We start from the raw sequence: 17,851 nt of genomic DNA, 5'->3' as shown, positions 1-17,851 counted from the left end.
AAAAAGAAAATTTTTAATCAAAACAAAAATATTATGCGCCATATTTTAATCAAACTTAATCTTTTATTGTAAAAAATAAATAGTAATTATAATTTTGAAGCATATTTATTAATCAAATAAAAAAAATTAACAAAATGTGCGGAATTGTATGTTTGTTTGATGCAAAACAAAAAACGGAGCTTCTACGCCCACAGATTTTAGAAATGTCAAAAAAAATCAGACATCGTGGTCCAGACTGGTCGGGTATTTTTCAAAATGAAAAAATAATTTTCTCTCATGAAAGATTAGCCATAGTTGACCCTACCTCTGGTAAACAACCTTTATTTTCAAAAGACGGTAAATTTGTACTGGCCGTAAATGGTGAAATCTACAACCATCAAGAACTGAAAACTGAGTTTTCCGATTACGATTTTCAAACCAAGTCAGACTGCGAAGTTATTTTAGCTCTTTTTCAGCAATATGGAAAAGATTTCATTGAAAAACTAAATGGTATTTTTGCTTTTGCAATCTACGACATTGACAAAAACGAATACCTTATTAGTCGCGACCACATGGGAATTATCCCTCTCTATCAAGCTTGGGACAAACAGGGTAATTATTATATTGCTTCCGAACTGAAAGCTTTGCAAGGCTTTTGCAACCGAATAGAGGAGTTTCCTCCAGGACACCTCATCTATAGTCCCGAAGGTCACACACCGCAACAATGGTATCAACGCGATTGGGAAAACTTTGATAATGTCAAAGATAATCCGACGGATATTTCTGCGATTAGAAAATCTTTGGAAGATGCTGTACATCGTCAGCTAATGAGTGATGTTCCTTATGGCGTATTGTTATCTGGCGGTTTGGATTCTAGTATTATTGCAGCGGTTACTGCAAAGTTTGCGCGTCAACGTGTAGAAAGTGACGATACACAAGAAGCATGGTATCCGCGTTTACACAGCTTTGCCGTTGGTTTAGAAACTTCTCCGGATCTAGTTGCAGCTCGGAAAGTTGCGGATCATATTGGATCTGTGCATCACGAAGTAAAATATACAGTCCAAGAAGGCCTTGATGCAATTCGCGATGTTATTTATCACTTAGAAACTTACGACGTCACCACCATCCGAGCCTCCACACCAATGTATCTTTTGGCTCGGGCTATAAAATCTATGGGAATAAAAATGGTTCTTTCTGGTGAAGGCTCCGACGAATTGTTTGGTGGTTATCTCTATTTTCACAAAGCACCATCAGCACAAGCTTTCCATGAAGAAAACGTTCGAAAACTCAGCAAACTTCATCTTTATGATTGTCTTCGCGCCAACAAATCGTTAATGGCTTGGGGCATCGAAGGGCGCGTTCCGTTTTTGGATAAAGAATTCATGGATGTTGCAATGCGTATTAATCCAAAAGACAAAATGATTACACCAGAACGAATGGAAAAATGGGTTCTTCGTAAAGCCTTCGAAGATCTTTTACCAGAAAGCGTTGCTTGGCGCCAGAAAGAACAGTTCAGCGACGGCGTCGGTTATTCTTGGATTGATAGTTTAAAGCAAATCGCAGAGGAAACAGTTACAGATGAAATGATGACGCAAGCGAAATACCGCTTCCCGATCAACACACCAATGAGTAAAGAAGAATACCGTTACAGAAGTATTTTTGAAGAACATTTCCCAAGTGACAGCGCTGCTTCTTGTGTCCCCTCGGTACCATCGGTCGCTTGCTCTACACCAATAGCTTTGGAATGGGATGAAGCTTTCAAAAAAATGAATGACCCAAGCGGACGTGCTGTGAAAGTCCATGAAACCGCTTACTAAAGATTAACAAATTTTTAAAAAGCGACTTCAAAATGAGGTCGCTTTCCATTTGGTTCCAAGACAGAAAGCTTAACTTTGCTGAAAATTTAAAATTTGGGGCTTTTCAGAATATATGCAGATTCCTTCAAAGGTTTATCCAAAGAAGCTTGGATGCTGTCGATTGTAATGTTAATCAACAGATCTGGCTCTATGGTTTTACCATTTTTGGGCGTTTACATGACCGACAAATTACATTTTGGACTAAAAGAAGCAGGACTTGTACTGATGTTTTATGGCATTGGCTCCGTAATTGGCTCATGGATTGGCGGTTTTCTAACGGATAAAGTTGGGGAATACCGCGTACAAAGCATTAGTTTGTTTTTGAGTGTGCCTTTATTTTTACTAATTCCTTATTTCCTAAGTCTGGAAGGGATGATGACAATAATTTTAATACAGAGCATTATCAGCGAATCCTTTCGTCCAGCCAATTCTGTAGCGATAACCAAATATGCAAAACCTCAAAATATAACACGTGCCTTCTCGTTGAACAGAATGGCTATTAACCTTGGTTTCTCCATTGGGCCAGCGCTTGGTGGAATTTTGTCCGCAATATCCTACAATTTTTTATTTGGTGTTAATGCTGTTGCTGCTTTGGTTGCTGGTGTGATGTATGTGGTATTTTTCAGAAAACGAAACAAAATTTTCCAAGCAAAACAAAAACAGAACAAACAGAAAAATTTAAATATAGCCAAAGGAAAATCGCCTTATAAAGACTTTCAATTTATTTTGTTTTGTCTTTTATGTATGATTTTTTCGGTTTGTTTTTTCCAATTTTTCAATACCATTCCGATTTTTTATAAAGAAGTTGCACATCTTGACCAAACGACAATTGGCTATGTTTTGGGATACAGCGGTTTTATCATTGTTGTTTTAGAAATGCTCATCGTCAACTTTGCTGAAAAACATTGGACTATTGCGCAGACATTATTTCTAGGCGCTTTTGCTTGTGGACTTTCGTACACACTTTTGGCTTTTGACCATCATATTTTAACATTATTACTATCAATGACGATATTAAGTGTTGGCGAAATTCTGGCATTACCTTTTATGTCGACCCTTACAGCAATGCGATCACAAGGTGGCAACAAAGGCGCTTACATGGGACTGAACGGTATGGCGTTTTCGTTTTCGTTTATAATAACACCGATTTTAGGAACCAATGTTGCTAGCGATTTAGGTTTTAATACATTATGGATTGGCTCTGGGATTATCTTGACCATTGCCGCCATAGGCTTGTATTGGACTTGTAATTTGATGTTAAAAAATAAAAAAACCGAGTATTAAGCTCGGATTTTCATTTAGTTCATGGCTCGAACTTGGTTGAGGAAATCTACAATATCTTGTCCAGAATAGTCAGCCATTCCTTCCGTGACATGTGCGACATTTCCTTTTTTATCAAAGATTACCGTAGTTGGCAAACTTCCTCGGAAAATCTCCGATGGAATACTTTCTGAAGGAAAATATAAAGGTAAATCCAACTTTTTATTGGTCATAAATTTCACTGCTTTATTTTTATTAGATTCTGCTTCCAAAATCACAAAAGCAACATCTTCTTTGTCTTTAAACTTGTCATAAAGCTTTTGTATAGAAGGCATTTCAGCAATACACGGCCCACACCAAGTTGCCCAAATATTAAGAAAAACAACTTTTCCTTTTAGTTGTTCTAAACTTAGTGTATTTCCTTTTGTATCAACAAATGACATTTGGAAATTGGATTCTTTTCCGTTGTTATAATTTTTATTTTCGGACTTAATTTCTGATGGCAATTCTATTTTAGGTTGAAAAAAACCTAATTTCATAAGGCCTTGATGTGCATAAGCTTTAACTTCTGGCACAAAAACAATAGACAGCGCAAGTCCAATTAGGACGATATTAAATGATTTTTTCATTATATTTTTAATTTTCGGATTCATAAAACTTTATTTTTAAATAATTTCTAATTTAGTTACTAGAAAAGCGGATAAAGAGTTATGAAAGCAAAGATGCCCGCAATTGTTGATAAAGAATGTAAAGAGGAACGGAGCGCAATAACGGAAAATTGGATGTTGTTTTATCAAAGTGGCCAAACGCCGACAAATTGTATTTTATAATAGAAAAGTCTGAGAAGTCTTGTGATTTTTTCTGCTCAGAAAAAACATTAACGACTTCTTTTTCTAAAGCTGAGAAAGAACAATGCGTTGTTAATTTATTACTTTGCCCCGAATAGTTTTCGATATTCAGAGATTGGGTAATCACCATTTTCATACTACAAGACGACGCCAAAATAGCAAGACCCAGACAAACAATGCTGAACTTTTTCAGGAAATCTGATTGTAAAAAAGGACTTTTCATTGTTGCAAAATTAACTTCAAATATTAGGATAAACGAATTTTTAACATAGTTTATAATTCAAAAAAATCCGTTTCTCAAAAACTGAAAAACGGATCCACACACATTATAACTAAAAAAACTTATTTCTTTGTCAATTCCGCAAATACGCTGATATCGACATTTTTCCCTAGCGCCGTTCCTGACGGATCATAGCTTATACCATAATCGAAACGGTTGATTTTAAAATTGGTTTGGATACCCATTTTTTCGTTACCTTGTTGATCTTTGTTTTTACCACCATAAGTTAGCGTCACCACGATTGGCTTAGTCACGCCTTTTATCGTCAAATCCCCAGCGACAACATAAGCATTCCCTTTAGCCTTGTTAACTGTTGTACTTTTAAAAGTCATTTTTGGGAATTTTTCCACATCGAAAAAATCTGCGCTTTTCAAGTGATTATCACGGGGTTCAACATCTGTATCAATAGATGCAACATCAATTGTAAAATCGAATTTCGCATCTTTAAGATCTACGCCTGGTGTTAAAATAGAACCATCAAACTTATCGAAACGCCCTTGTACAAAACTAATCCCCATATGTTTGATATTGAAATTGAATGATGAGTGCATCGGGTCAACAGACCAAGTTGATTGTGCAAACGTAAAAGTCGTCGCTAACAACAACATAAAAGATAAGAATAATTTTTTCATAATAAATTGATTTTTAAAAGCTTATGCAAAATTAATTCCATTATTAAAAAAGACGCTTGATGTATGATAATAAATCTCTGTAAAAGCTTATTTTTGTTTTCAATTAAATTTTAAGAATGAATCCTGCTACATTATTACTACTTTTTGTATTTGCATATTTTATCGGATTATTGGTGATTTCGTACTTCACCAGCCGCAACTCGGACAACCAATCTTTCTTCATCGGAAATAAAAAAAGTAAATGGTGGCTTGTAGCTTTTGGGATGATTGGAACCAGTCTTTCTGGCGTAACTTTTATCTCTGTACCTGGCACAGTTGGCAAAATGACGGCTGGCGATTATCCGTTTGGTGGTTTCGAATATTACATGATGGTTGTTGGCTTTTTCATTGGCTACTTCATCGTTGCAGCCATTCTTCTGCCGCTTTATTATCGCATGAATTTGACTTCGATTTATACCTATCTCGGAAAAAGATTCAATGTTGAAGCGCACAAAATTGGCTCTTTCTTTTTTATCATTTCTAGAGCTATTGGCGCAACAGCACGATTATATTTGGTGGTAAATGTTTTACAGATTTTCTTACTCGAACAGATCGGAATTCCATTTTGGTTAACGGCTTTGGTTTTATTATTAATGGTACTGCTCTATACTTTTGAAGGTGGTGTTAAAACAATTGTTATTACCGATACTTTGCAAACATCTTTCATGATTATTAGTTTGGCAGCTTGTATTATATATATTCTGAATCATCTTAACATTTCATTCGGAGAAGCTTATTCACTTTTAGAAAAACAAAATTATACGCATCTTATTAATACCGATGTCAATTCTAAAACCTTCTTTTTGAAAACCATCATTGGAGGAATGTTCATCACTATTGCAATGACAGGATTGGATCAAGAGATGATGCAAAAAAACATTTCTGTGGACAATCTCAAAAATTCTAAGAAAAACATGCTGACTTTTGCCGGAACTTTGTTAATCGTGAATTTTGCATTTTTATTTTTAGGTGGTCTTTTGTATTTATTTGCATTGCAAAATGGTGCCGAATATGCACAAATCACCAACATCATTAACGGACAAGAAAGCATTTCCAATGTTTTTGGGATGAAAGATGCGGCTGGTAATATCACCAACATTATGGGAGACGACCTTTTCCCAGCACTTTCTTTGCAAGGTTATTTCCCGATTTTCATTTCGGTGATTTTCATTATTGGACTTATCTCAGCTTTGTTTCCATCTGCGGATGGCGCACTCACAGCAGTGACGAGTTCTTACTGTGTGGATATCCTTAACATCAATGAAGACCAAACAAAATCTGAAAAAGAAAAAAAACGTCTTCGTATGAAAGTCCATTTAATTTTCACAGTAATTTTCTTTGCTTTAATTATGATTTTCAAGGCGATAAACGACAAATCGATTGTCTATCTCATCATGGAAGTTGCTGGTTACACCTATGGACCGCTACTGGGATTATTCGCATTTGGAATTTTCACAAAATATCAAATTTCCCAAAAAGGAAGTATTTTGGCAATAACTTTGGTAGCACCAGTTCTTACCTATATTATTAACTTTGCTGTAAGCCATTACACAAATTACAGAATCGGTGTTGAACTTATTGTTCTTAACGGATTTTTAACTTTTCTAGGATTATATTTAATTAAAAATTCAAAAACCGCGCAATATGAAAAAGTTTAGCCTATTGTTATTATTAGGATTTTGTCAATTTTTTTTGGCACAAAATTTTGAAATATCAACTTTAAGAATTGGAGATTTTAAAGTTTTTATGTCTAAAACTGAAGCAGATAAAATCGCTAAAAAAGATTTGCAAATTTTTGAAGATTATCAAAAAACAAATAAAGTTAACTTGTACGGAGAAAATGTAGATGTAATACTCATGGACCAATGGATAGGAGAAAACAAACCCATGGCTAAACAGATCTATGTAATAAAAACAAAAAGTTCAAAATTCAAAACCAAAAGTGGCATGGGTGTTGGCAATACAAGAGATCAACTAATAGACACTTATAGAAATTACCCCAATTTCGAAATGCATCAATACAAAGATGAAAACGGAAAAATGGACAAACAATCTTTTTTCTCACTTACCGATTTTGACGCTGGCACTTATCTCACCTTCACACTAGAGAACAATGTAGTCGTTGAAATCGCCGTTGGCATGAACGAAGGTTGCTAAGTTCTCAAATAATAAGCAATTATCATCTACTAAGTTTTTAAAAACAAAAACTAAAATCGTAAATTCGCAACACGAAAAAATTTAAAAATGAGTAAAAATATCGAAGAGCTAAAGAGCCTAAGTACGCAAATCAGAAGAGATATCTTAAGAATGGTGCACGCGGTTAACAGTGGGCATCCAGGAGGATCTCTAGGATGTGCAGAATATTTCACTGCGCTATACGGAAAAGTTATGAACTACAAATTGCCTTTCACAATGGAAGGTAAGAACGAGGACTTATTCTTCCTATCCAACGGGCATATTTCCCCTGTGTTTTACAGTACTTTAGCAAGATTTGGTTTCTTCCCTGTTTCAGAATTAGCAACATTTAGAAAATTAAACTCAAGACTTCAAGGTCACCCAACAACGCACGAAGGTCTTCCGGGAATTCGTGTCGCGTCAGGATCTTTAGGCCAAGGTTTATCAGTTGCACTGGGTGCTGCACAAGCTAAAAAACTAGATGGTGACAAGTCTATCGTATATACACTTCACGGTGATGGCGAATTACAAGAAGGTCAAATCTGGGAAGCTTTAATGTATGGCGCTGCGAAAAAAGTAGACAACATCATTGCAACAATAGATTATAATGGAAGACAAATCGATGGTGATACAGATGATGTATTAAGCCTAGGAGATCTTCATGCAAAATTAGAAGCTTTTGGATGGTTGGTTTTAGAAGAGAAAAACGGAAACGATCTAGAAGCTGTTATCGCTATTTTGGAAAAAGCAAAAGCTGAAACTGGAAACGGAAAACCTGTTGCCATTATGTTACATACAGAAATGGGACAAGGTGTAGATTATATGATGGGTTCTCACGCTTGGCATGGTAAAGCGCCCAACGATGAGCAATTAGAAAAAGCATTTCAACAACTTCAATTGGATGAAGCTTCAGACTATTAATAACATTTTATAATCAACAACCTAAATACAGAACCTAATGAAATATACATATACAGAAAAAAAAGATACAAGATCAGGATTTGGAGCTGGACTAGCGGAATTAGCAGACAGCAATCCAAATGTTGTAGCACTTTGCGCTGACCTTATTGGCTCTCTTAAAATGGAGAAATTCATCGAGAAAGCGCCAGAACGTTTTTTCCAAATTGGGATTGCAGAAGCCAATATGATGGGTATCGCTGCAGGTCTTACAATTAACGGAAAAATCCCTTTTGCTGGAACTTTTGCCAACTTTGCGACATCTCGCGTCTATGACCAAATTCGTCAATCGATTGCTTATTCTGGTAAAAATGTAAAAATAGCGGCTTCTCATGCAGGTCTTACTTTGGGAGAAGATGGCGCAACACACCAAGTTTTGGAAGACATCGGAATGATGAAAATGCTTCCAGGGATGACCGTTATCAACCCGTGTGATTATAACCAGACAAAAGCAGCAACTCTTGCAGCAGCAGAACATGATGGACCGGTTTATTTAAGATTCGGCCGTCCAGTTGTTCCTGTTTTCATTCCAGAAGATATGCCTTTCGAAATTGGTAAAGGCATTTTGTTGCAAGAAGGTACAGATGTAACAATTGTTGCTACTGGACACTTGGTTTGGGAAAGCCTTTTAGCTGCTGAAGTTTTAGAAAAAGAAGGTATTTCTTGCGAGATCATCAACATCCACACGATCAAACCTTTGGATGAAGAAATCATTTTAAAATCAGTTGAAAAAACAGGTAAAATTGTAACAGCCGAAGAACACAATTACTTAGGTGGTTTGGGCGAATCTGTTGCAGGAATGTTGGCAAGAAGAAGACCAACACCTCAAGAATTTGTAGCAGTTCATGATACTTTTGGAGAATCTGGAACGCCTGCTGAATTGATGAAGAAATACAAAATCGACTCACACGCAGTTATTGAAGCGGTTAAGACGATTATTAACAAAACTAAATAAATTAAATCCGCACTTAGTTGCGGATTTTTTTTGCTTATGCTGACAACCGAACACAATATTCCGATCCAGAAAATTGATGACATCAAAGGTGTAGAACTCTGGATAAAAAGAGAAGACCTTATCGATCAAAAAATCTCTGGGAATAAATATTGGAAACTTTTTTATAATATTAAAAACTATACCGAACAAAATAACATCAATCCAAAATTGATAAGTTTTGGTGGTGCTTTTTCTAATCATATCGTTAGCGTTTCAGCAGTTGCAAAACAGTTAAATTTCCCTAGTCTAGGTATTATACGGGGTGAAGAATTAAAAGACAAAATCTCCGAAAACCCAACACTTCGTCAAGCCTTAGAAAACGGCATGGAATTTCGTTTCCTTTCCAGAGAAAAATACCGAGATAAAGAGCTTTTAAAACTAGAATTGCAAACGGAATTTCCAACATCACTTGTCATCCCCGAAGGCGGCAGCAACCATCTCGCTGTAGAAGGCATACAATGGATGCTCAGTTCCCATACTAAAGATTTTGATTATCTTTGCAGCGCGGTTGGTACTGGTGGAACAATAGCTGGGATTTCAAAATTTGCAGAACATCATCAAAAAGTAATCGGGATAAAAGTTGTCCAAGATGACAGCCTCGAAGATCAAATTAAAAAATGGTCGGGAAAATCAAATTTTGAACTCATTAATGCTAAAGAAGCACGTTATGGTAAAATAACAGATGATAATATTCGTTTTATAAATAATTTTTATAAACAACATCAAGTTCCTCTCGAGCCTATATATACAGGGAAAATGATGCAAAAAATTATTGAACTTATCGAACAAGATTATTTCGAAAAAGAGACAAAAATTTTGACATTCCACACCGGTGGATTACAAGGCATCGAAGGTGCTAACCAACAACTTCAAAAAAAGAATAAAAGACTAATTCAGTTTTAATTCTTTATTAAAAATTTTGAAACATAAAACAATTATGAAGAAAGTATTTGCTCTAGTTTGTATCCTGACAATAAGTTTTGCAAAATCTCAAAATTGGAAAACAGAAGATCAATACATCCAACGATTTGCAAAATATGCCGTTGAAGAAATGGAAAAATATAAAATCCCCGCAAGTATCACTCTAGCACAAGGTCTTTTAGAAACTGGTGGCGGACAAAGTCGATTGGCACAACAAGGCAACAATCATTTCGGTATCAAATGCAAAGAAGACTGGACGGGAAAAACCATGAAACATACAGATGATGCGCCCAACGAGTGTTTCCGTGTGTACGACGATCCGAGGCAATCTTATGAAGACCACTCTATTTTTCTTGCAACTAGAAAATATTACACCAAGTTGTTTGATTTGGACATGAAAGATTATCGCGCTTGGGCACATGGTCTTAAAAAAGCAGGTTACGCTACCAATCCACGTTACGCCCATATTTTAATTAGCAAAATTGAAAAATATAAATTGTATGAATTTGATAATACAACAACAGATCAAGTTTATTACGCAATTTTAAAATTATATCCTGGACTTGACAACGATGCCGTTTTTATGGCCCAAATGGATCAAAATAAAACCAATGCCAAGGCAACAAAACCAACTATCCGAACGGAATACGAACAAACATCCTTTGCTCAACATCAAAAAAATGTAGACAAACAAGTGGAAAGTCTTTCTGCCCCACAACTTTTAAAAAATATTTTGGTTAAAAACCATCCTAATGGTGGCATGAAGTTTTTCATTGTTCCAGTAGATACTGATGTGGCGACCATTTCAAAAAAATTCGGGATTAGCGAGAAAAAGATTATCAAGTACAACGAGTTGAACAGCAACCAACTCAAAAAAAATGATATCGTTTTCTTGGATAGCAAATCTTCTTCTGGAAATGTCGACACCTACAAAGCCGAAACTGGTGAAAGCATGCACAATATTTCTCAGAAATTCGGAATTAAATTGAGTAAACTTTATTCCAAAAACCGAATGAACGAAGGACAACAACCTCGCGTTGGTCAACTTATTTATCTTAAAAGTAAAAAACCAAGAAGCTAATTTTTAACTATTTTTAATAAACAATGCATCATCTATTTTGAAGTGTTTTTATTTAAATCAATCTGTAAAAATCAATAACAAACATGTTATATCAAAGAAGTTCTGCCTTATTTGATGAGGCAAAAACCTATATTCCAGGCGGTGTTAACTCACCAGTAAGAGCCTTCAAATCTGTTGGAGGTGTTCCTGTTTTTATGAAGTCAGCGAAAGGTGCTTACCTTACGGACGCTGACGACCGCACTTATATCGATTACATCAACTCTTGGGGGCCAGCCATTTTGGGACATACGCATCCAGAAGTTTTGGAAGCGATCCAGAAACAAGCAGAACATGGTTTCTCTTACGGAACCCCTACTGAGCTAGAAACTGAAATTGCAAAATTCATCGTAAAAAATGTTCCGAATATTGACCAAATAAGAATGGTTTCTTCAGGAACTGAAGCTTGTATGAGTGCCATTCGTCTTGCAAGAGGTTTTACTGGACGAGACAAAATCATCAAATTCGATGGTTGTTATCATGGGCACTCGGATTCATTTTTAATAAAAGCAGGAAGTGGCGCAGCAACATTCGGAAATCCGAATTCACCAGGCGTTACCAAAGGAACAGCACAAGATACTTTGATTGCCAACTACAATGACATCGAAAATGTTGAAGATATTTTCCGCCATAACCAAGGCGAAATTGCTGCTATCATCGTAGAACCCGTTGCTGGAAATATGGGCTGTGTATTGCCCGAAAATAATTTTTTACAAAACCTAAGAAAACTTTGTACAGAAAACGGTGCTTTGTTGATTTTTGATGAAGTGATGACTGGCTTTAGACTAGCTTTTGGCGGTGCACAAGAAGTATTTGGGGTAGATGCCGACATTGTAACTTTCGGAAAAGTTATTGGTGGCGGAATGCCAGTAGGTGCTTTTGCAGCTCGTCAAGAAATCATGGATTATCTTGCACCAAACGGGCCTGTTTACCAAGCAGGAACTTTAAGTGGAAATCCTCTGGCAATGCGTGCTGGTCTTACAACCTTAGAACTTATTAAATCCGATGCGGATTTCTATACCAAAATCAATAAAACGACAGAAACTTTAGATTTCGAAATTGGAAAAATTCTCAACGAAAAAGGGCTTCGTCACCGTATCAACAGAAAAGGAAGTATGATGTCCATCTTCTTTGAAACGAGTAAAGTTGCCAACTTCCAAGATGCATACGACTCTGTGTACACTTGTATTTTCAACAACTTTTTCCAACAGATGTTAGCCAGCGGCATATATCTTCCGCCAAGTGGCTACGAAACTTGGTTTATTTCGTCAGCTATTCAAGATGCTGAAATCGATAAAACGCTGGAAGCCGTTAGAAATTTTCAGTTTTAAAACATAAAAAATCCCCACAAATTTGTGGGGATTTTTTATGTAGTTAAATTTATTTTTTAACAACTTTTCTACTGATAATTTTTTGGTTATCGAGTTTAACATTAACAATATAAACACCAACTGGTAGAGTTTTAAATTCGATTTGATTTCTAGATTTTACCGTTTTTACAATCTGCCCATTTGTATTTACGATATTAATTTCCAAGATCTTTGCAGATGTCGTAATGTTTAGTAAATCTGTAACAGGATTTGGCGCCATAGTCATTTCAGATTTTGAAATTTCGTTTGTAGCCAGATAATCAACGATATTAATTGTATAATCTTCGGTTTCACCATAAATATCATTCATATCACAAGCTTTGCTGGGTGTAGCGCCTGTTTCTGTAACCGTTGCCAATCTTACACGCATTCTATATTCGCCATTTGCCACGTCCGTAGGTATGCTGATATTTTTCGATAAAATACCTTGGTCAATTGTTCCGATGTAAACAAACTCATCTGGCTCGAACAAAAAGTTTTTGTTGTAATCTATCCATACAGAAACAGATTGATTGTACCAGCCATAACCAATTTCAGTTTCAAAATTATAGGTTTTTCCTTTTTCAACATTGGCTTTTTTTGTAGTAAAATCATTAAAACCATTTGCTGAACATGCTGAAGTGTTATCTAAATCAGCAAACTTTACATTCTTTATAACTGCGCCATCAGAACAGTCTAGCGTTGGTTCGCAATACGAATCTCGCACGTCTATAAAACATTTAACTTTTCTATCCACGAATTCGTAATCGTTATTTCCGCAGCTAGAATTAAGGTGTGTATAAAACCTTACCACTTTGTCAACCTCTGGCGTATAGACAAGTTTCGCCGTACCTGAGGCTAAAACTGTAGGATTGTCCGTATTCTCAGCAATTGTTATAAAAGGCTGTCCATAATCCATCGTTCCTGAAAATTCATAGGAAACATCTTTTGTCAGTTTCACCAAAGTGTACTCTCCCGTAAAACCCCATTCTGCAACAACTTCCGAGCTATTATTACAAACTGGCGTAACTACAGCGGAAGGATAAGCTCCGTTAGGCGCGGTTGTACAACCCGAAATTTGTGCATTGACAATACTCCCTAGAGATAACACACTTAGAGAAAATAAAAAATTCTTCATAATAATATCTATTTTTTAACAAGCGCGAAGGTATAAAAACAAAACTTAGAAAAGTATTTTAATAATTAGCAATATCGTTACAAAGTATGTACAAAAGGTTTTAAATTGGAACTTAAAAAATTGAGTCCACGTATTTCACACGACTTTAATACTGATTTTTTAAAATATTAATGAATTTTACTTTTTTAACATTAAAAGTCTAAATTTGCACCGAATGAAAGAATTGATTTTAAAACAGAAACAAGTTTTATTTTTTATTATCGCCGGTGGACTGAGTGCCATTGTTGAGATCGGGAGCTTTAAAATCTTTAGCCTTAGCATTCCCAAAGTATTTTCGTGGGAATATAATCTATATGGTATAAAATATCCTTTGAGCAATATTTTTTCAACAAGCTGTGGCATTATCACCAATTATTTCTTGAGTATTTGGTTTGTTTTTGAAAGAGGAAAATATTCCAAAAGTCGAGAATTTGTTTATTTCATGGTAGTTTCTGCAATGTCAACCATCTTAAGTTTAGCATTGTTCCAGATATTTTTCCACTACGTCTTCACAAGTTATTTTGATGCTAAATTTTTCACATTCTCTCCAGAAATGATTAGTAAAATTGCTGCCATTATCACGGTTTCGGTTCTTAACTACAGCATCAAAAAAAGAGTAATTTTTAACGGATAGCTAACGATGACAATCCTACTCAACATACTTTGGCGTGTTTGGATGATTATTATAGGATTGGTATTCACTATCATTTGGGGAATTCCTGTGTATCTATTATCCTACAGAAAAGGTCATTATAAATACGCTTATAAATTTATTAGGCTATGGGCATATTCCATGTATTTCGGGATGGGAATGCGGTACAAACGTATTAATATTTCGAAGCAGAAAATTTTGAAAAGCCAACAATATGTCTTTGTTTCCAACCATACCTCCATCATGGACATTATGCTAATGTTAATTCTCGTTCCGGATCACCCACTTTGTTTTGTAGGTAAAAAAGAATTGGTGAAAATTCCGATTTTTGGCACAATCTACAAACGTGTTTGTGTTATGGTGGACCGAAGCAGCGCCCGAAGTCGTGCCGATGTCTATCGTCGTTGTGCAGAAAAAATGCAGGAAGGTTGCAGCATTGTTATCTTCCCAGAAGGCGGAGTACCAGATGACACCCATGTGCTTCTTGACGATTTCAAAGATGGCGCCTTTATTTTATCCACAAAACACCATTTCCCTATTGCATCCTTCACATTTGCTGGACTGAAAGAAATGTTTCCGTTTAATAATAAAAAAGGGTATCCAGGTTCTGCAAAAGCCTATTTCAACGGTATATACGAGCCAGGCACATCGATACCGGAATTAAAAAACACAGTATATCAAGACATTAAAAATATTCTAAACAAGTATTATCTTATTAATAAATAATTATATTTGTTAACATATTTTTATTAAATGAATCAAAATAACGAACAAACCAAGTGGTCGCAGTTTACGTCTTTGGTTATTGTATTTTTCTTTTGGGGATTTGTTGCAGCAAGTAACGATATTTTGATCCCGGTTTTTAAAAAATGGTTTGTCTTATCACAATTAGAATCGCAGTTGGTAGCTTGGGCATTCTATGCTGCCTATTTTGTAGGATCGGTGATATTTTTCTTAATGTCTCTCAAAACCGATCTTCTTCAAAAGTTTGGCTATAAAAAAACGCTTTCTGTAGGACTTGTGATTTCGGCAATTGGGGCATTTTTATTCTTCCCTGCCGCAGCTACAGCTAATTTTTGGTTTTTCTTATCGGCTTTATTTATTGTAGGTTTAGGCTTTTCGGTACAGCAAATTGTTGCCAATCCTTTAGCAATTAAAATGGGAAGTCCCAATACGGGCGCTCACCGTTTAACAATGGCTGGCGGTATTAACTCGCTCGGGACGACAATAGGCCCAATCTTGGTGGGCATTGCACTTTTCGGAACTGGAAATAAAAAAGAAGTAATCCCTAGCGATCTTAGCAAAACCGAAACTTTGGTTTATGAATACAACACTTTAAAAACCGAACTAGAAAACAATATTCTTGATTTAAAAAAAGATACGCATGTTGCCTCCAAAGAAAAACTAGAAACCGCAACTAAAGTCAATGAGCAAATCGCTCAACTTAACAGTGGACTTTCTGCATTAGAAGCAAACACTACAGCTTCTGAACAACAACTAGATGAACTTTCAAAACAACTAGACACCACAAAGAAACTATCTGCAAATACACTTTATCCAAAGGAGTTTGTAAAAGAAAAAATGGATATGGTTAAAATACCATTTTTAGTATTGGGCATTGCATTTATATTGGTTGCGATTTTTATGTTGTTTTCCAAAATTGAAGATCCAGCAAAAGAGGAAGAAGCCGAAATTGATGAAGCTCCAGAGAAATTTAACATTGCAAAATATCCACAACTTATTTTAGGAATGATCGCCATTTTCCTATATGTCGGCGTGGAAGTTTCCATTATTAGTAATCTTCCCGCTTTATTACATACGAGAGAATTCGGAAGTGTTTTAGAAAACAATATAGCGCCATTTATCTCTTTGTATTGGGGAAGTTTAATGATTGGACGTTGGAATGGGAGCATCAATGTTTTTAACACCTCAAAAAGCATCAATTTGATTTTAAAATTCGTTGTACCATTCATTGCTTTTGGGATTATAATTTTCGCTAATAACTTGAGTGGAAAAGATGTAAGCTCTTTCTACATCTACCCTATTTGGATTTTAATTTTCGTATTGATGAGTTTTATTGGCGGAAAAAACGCGGGAAAAACTTTAATGATTTTTGGTCTTGCAGGAATTCTTATGATGATATGTGGTTTGTTTTACCCTGACAAAAATATCGCAAAATATTTCTTGATTTCGGGTGGTCTTTTCTGCTCCATTATGTGGCCTGCCATATTTGATTTGGCCATTGCTGGGCTGGGAAAAAATACAGGGAAAGCCTCATCTTTTCTTATCATGATGATTTTGGGTGGTGGTATTGTTCCATTGGTACAAGGTGCGATCTGCGATATCGATAACAGCACATCTGGCGAAAACGGAATTTTTGGAATGACTTATACACATTTTTCGTATATTATTCCGGCGCTGTGTTTTCTATACATCGCATTTTATGGTTACATAACCCCAAAAATTTTGAAAAAACAAAATATCGTAATTAATGAATCGATTGAATAATAAATCATTTTTAAATAAACGAAATATAATTTGGGCAAGCCTTTGGCTTGCCCAAATTCTTACATTCTATCTTCTTTCTTTATCAGAAGTCACTGTTCAGTATTTCGTACGATTTTACGAATGGCAAAAAGCCTTTCATCAATCTTTATTTAGTAAAATCACCACTTCCGTTGGCGATATTCTGTACATACTCTTGATTGTTGGATTAGTTTACAAATTATATTTAATAATAAAAAAGAAAAGTCAATCATCAGTAATTCAACTATTAATAAGTCTCAACATTTTATACTTTGTTTATCAAATATTCTGGGGTATGATGTACTTTCAGCCACCTATTATGCAAGTTGATACTAAAAAAGAAATTCCGATTGAAAAATTAAAATCTTTATCAATAAAATATCTTAAACTCTGCATTCAGGATCGCGAAGTCCTTCAGGAGAATAAAAGTGGTGTTTTTGAACTTAAAAATTTTGAACAATCTAAAACCGACATTATCGCAGCGCAATCCAAAATCCCTTCAGAATTCAATCAAAAACAAATTACAAACTTTGTCAATCTAAAACCGAGCATTTATAGTCACATTATGAGTTATACTGGAATTTTGGGCTATTACAATCCGTTTTCTGGAGAAGCGCAGTATGACGCCAATTTACCCGACAGCTACACAGCTTTTACACTTTCTCACGAAGCTGCTCATCAACTAGGATATGCGCGAGAACAAGAAGCTAGTTTTATCGGATTTTTAACTTGTCAATATTCTGACAAAGCGGAGTTGCGGTATTCTGCCAATCTATACGCATTAAAAAATATATTAATAAATATTCAACAAGTTGATCCCAATTGGGTTAAAACTATTTTAGAACAATATTCGGAGAAAATGCGGCGAGATCGTAATAATGAGTTGGCTTTCAGAGATCAGCACGACAGTATTTTAAGCAGTATTTTTAGTTGGACGAATAATTTATTTTTAAAATCGAATCGGCAAGAAGGAAGCGTCACCTATAACTATTTCATTTATTTGCTACTCAACTATGAGACATAAAAAAAAGAACCGTATCATAGATACGATTCTAAAAACACAAATGATGAAAAAAAATTTATTGCCTT

General features: G+C 35.5%; 17 protein-coding genes. 13 read left to right on the top strand and 4 right to left on the bottom strand.

The genetic code is table 11. The features are described 5' to 3' along the window. The first annotated feature begins 134 nt into the window (after positions 1-134). Together asnB and ACVFVN_RS10420 are read left to right on the top strand one after the other, a co-directional pair. Positions 135-1,796, top strand: coding sequence for an asparagine synthase B (asnB, locus tag ACVFVN_RS10425; RefSeq protein WP_456235202.1), 1,662 nt, complete (start codon positions 135-137; stop codon positions 1,794-1,796). Positions 1,797-1,946: 150 nt separating this feature from the next. Further along, on the top strand, positions 1,947-3,119 hold the full coding sequence (locus tag ACVFVN_RS10420) for an MFS transporter (protein ID WP_456235253.1): 1,173 nt from the start codon (positions 1,947-1,949) through the stop codon (positions 3,117-3,119). 14 nt (positions 3,120-3,133) lie between these two features. Here the strand turns inward: ACVFVN_RS10420 and ACVFVN_RS10415 are convergent, their stop codons facing one another. From ACVFVN_RS10415 to ACVFVN_RS10405, 3 genes are all read right to left on the bottom strand, one after another. Continuing rightward, positions 3,134-3,724 (bottom strand): TlpA family protein disulfide reductase, encoded by a 591-nt coding sequence (locus ACVFVN_RS10415; RefSeq protein ID WP_456235201.1) that lies wholly within the window; start codon positions 3,722-3,724, stop codon positions 3,134-3,136. A gap of 79 nt (positions 3,725-3,803) precedes the next feature. Beyond that, the gene (locus ACVFVN_RS10410) at positions 3,804-4,166 is read right to left on the bottom strand and encodes a hypothetical protein (RefSeq protein WP_456235200.1); all 363 of its coding nucleotides are present in this window, start codon (positions 4,164-4,166) and stop codon (positions 3,804-3,806) included. Between the two features lie 119 nt (positions 4,167-4,285). Next, positions 4,286-4,855 (bottom strand): YceI family protein, encoded by a 570-nt coding sequence (locus ACVFVN_RS10405; RefSeq protein WP_456235199.1) that lies wholly within the window; start codon positions 4,853-4,855, stop codon positions 4,286-4,288. 116 nt (positions 4,856-4,971) lie between these two features. Between ACVFVN_RS10405 and ACVFVN_RS10400 the strand changes: the two genes are divergently transcribed. The 7 genes from ACVFVN_RS10400 to hemL all read left to right on the top strand — a co-directional run bounded on the left by ACVFVN_RS10400 (position 4,972) and on the right by hemL (position 12,389). After that, entirely contained in the window at positions 4,972-6,552 is a 1,581-nt protein-coding gene (locus tag ACVFVN_RS10400; RefSeq protein WP_456235198.1) for a sodium:solute symporter, read from the top strand. Continuing rightward, positions 6,539-7,051 carry a hypothetical protein gene (locus ACVFVN_RS10395; RefSeq protein WP_456235197.1) on the top strand — a complete coding sequence of 171 codons (513 nt, stop codon included), beginning with the start codon at positions 6,539-6,541 and terminating at the stop codon, positions 7,049-7,051. Before ACVFVN_RS10400 ends, ACVFVN_RS10395 begins: the two co-directional genes overlap by 14 nt. 87 nt (positions 7,052-7,138) lie before the next feature. After that, positions 7,139-7,990, top strand: a complete 852-nt coding sequence (locus ACVFVN_RS10390; protein ID WP_456235196.1) for a transketolase — start codon at positions 7,139-7,141, stop codon at positions 7,988-7,990. 37 nt (positions 7,991-8,027) lie between these two features. Further along, positions 8,028-8,981 carry a transketolase family protein gene (locus ACVFVN_RS10385; RefSeq protein WP_456235195.1) on the top strand — a complete coding sequence of 318 codons (954 nt, stop codon included), beginning with the start codon at positions 8,028-8,030 and terminating at the stop codon, positions 8,979-8,981. 36 nt (positions 8,982-9,017) lie between these two features. Then, a complete protein-coding gene (locus tag ACVFVN_RS10380) occupies positions 9,018-9,923 on the top strand; it encodes a 1-aminocyclopropane-1-carboxylate deaminase/D-cysteine desulfhydrase (RefSeq protein WP_456235194.1) in 906 nt (301 codons plus the stop codon). Between the two features lie 34 nt (positions 9,924-9,957). Further along, complete coding sequence (locus ACVFVN_RS10375) at positions 9,958-11,022, top strand: glucosaminidase domain-containing protein (RefSeq protein WP_456235193.1); 1,065 nt, start codon at positions 9,958-9,960, stop codon at positions 11,020-11,022. Positions 11,023-11,105: 83 nt separating this feature from the next. Then, on the top strand, positions 11,106-12,389 hold the full coding sequence (gene hemL / locus ACVFVN_RS10370) for a glutamate-1-semialdehyde 2,1-aminomutase (RefSeq protein ID WP_456235192.1): 1,284 nt from the start codon (positions 11,106-11,108) through the stop codon (positions 12,387-12,389). A 49-nt stretch (positions 12,390-12,438) separates the two neighbouring features. On the opposite strand, the gene ACVFVN_RS10365 is transcribed toward hemL, so the two are convergent. Then, entirely contained in the window at positions 12,439-13,545 is a 1,107-nt protein-coding gene (locus tag ACVFVN_RS10365) for a GEVED domain-containing protein (protein ID WP_456235191.1), read from the bottom strand. A 214-nt stretch (positions 13,546-13,759) separates the two neighbouring features. On the opposite strand from ACVFVN_RS10365, the gene ACVFVN_RS10360 reads away from it, so the two are divergent. Genes ACVFVN_RS10360 through ACVFVN_RS10345 form a run of 4 tightly spaced genes read left to right on the top strand, consistent with a single transcriptional unit; the run spans position 13,760 to position 17,786 of the window. Continuing rightward, positions 13,760-14,218, top strand: coding sequence for a GtrA family protein (locus tag ACVFVN_RS10360; protein WP_165136431.1), 459 nt, complete (start codon positions 13,760-13,762; stop codon positions 14,216-14,218). A 6-nt stretch (positions 14,219-14,224) separates the two neighbouring features. After that, positions 14,225-14,962 (top strand): lysophospholipid acyltransferase family protein, encoded by a 738-nt coding sequence (locus ACVFVN_RS10355; RefSeq protein ID WP_456235190.1) that lies wholly within the window; start codon positions 14,225-14,227, stop codon positions 14,960-14,962. Positions 14,963-14,989: 27 nt separating this feature from the next. Then, positions 14,990-16,744: an MFS transporter gene (locus tag ACVFVN_RS10350; RefSeq protein ID WP_456235189.1), complete on the top strand. Its 1,755-nt coding sequence runs from the start codon at positions 14,990-14,992 to the stop codon at positions 16,742-16,744. Then, entirely contained in the window at positions 16,728-17,786 is a 1,059-nt protein-coding gene (locus tag ACVFVN_RS10345; RefSeq protein ID WP_456235188.1) for a DUF3810 domain-containing protein, read from the top strand. Before ACVFVN_RS10350 ends, ACVFVN_RS10345 begins: the two co-directional genes overlap by 17 nt. The last annotated feature ends 65 nt before the right edge of the window (positions 17,787-17,851 follow it).

Source organism: Soonwooa purpurea (assembly GCF_053891095.1).
The sequence above is the reverse complement of the archived record's forward strand: the minus strand, read 5'-3'. Positions and strand labels throughout refer to the sequence as shown.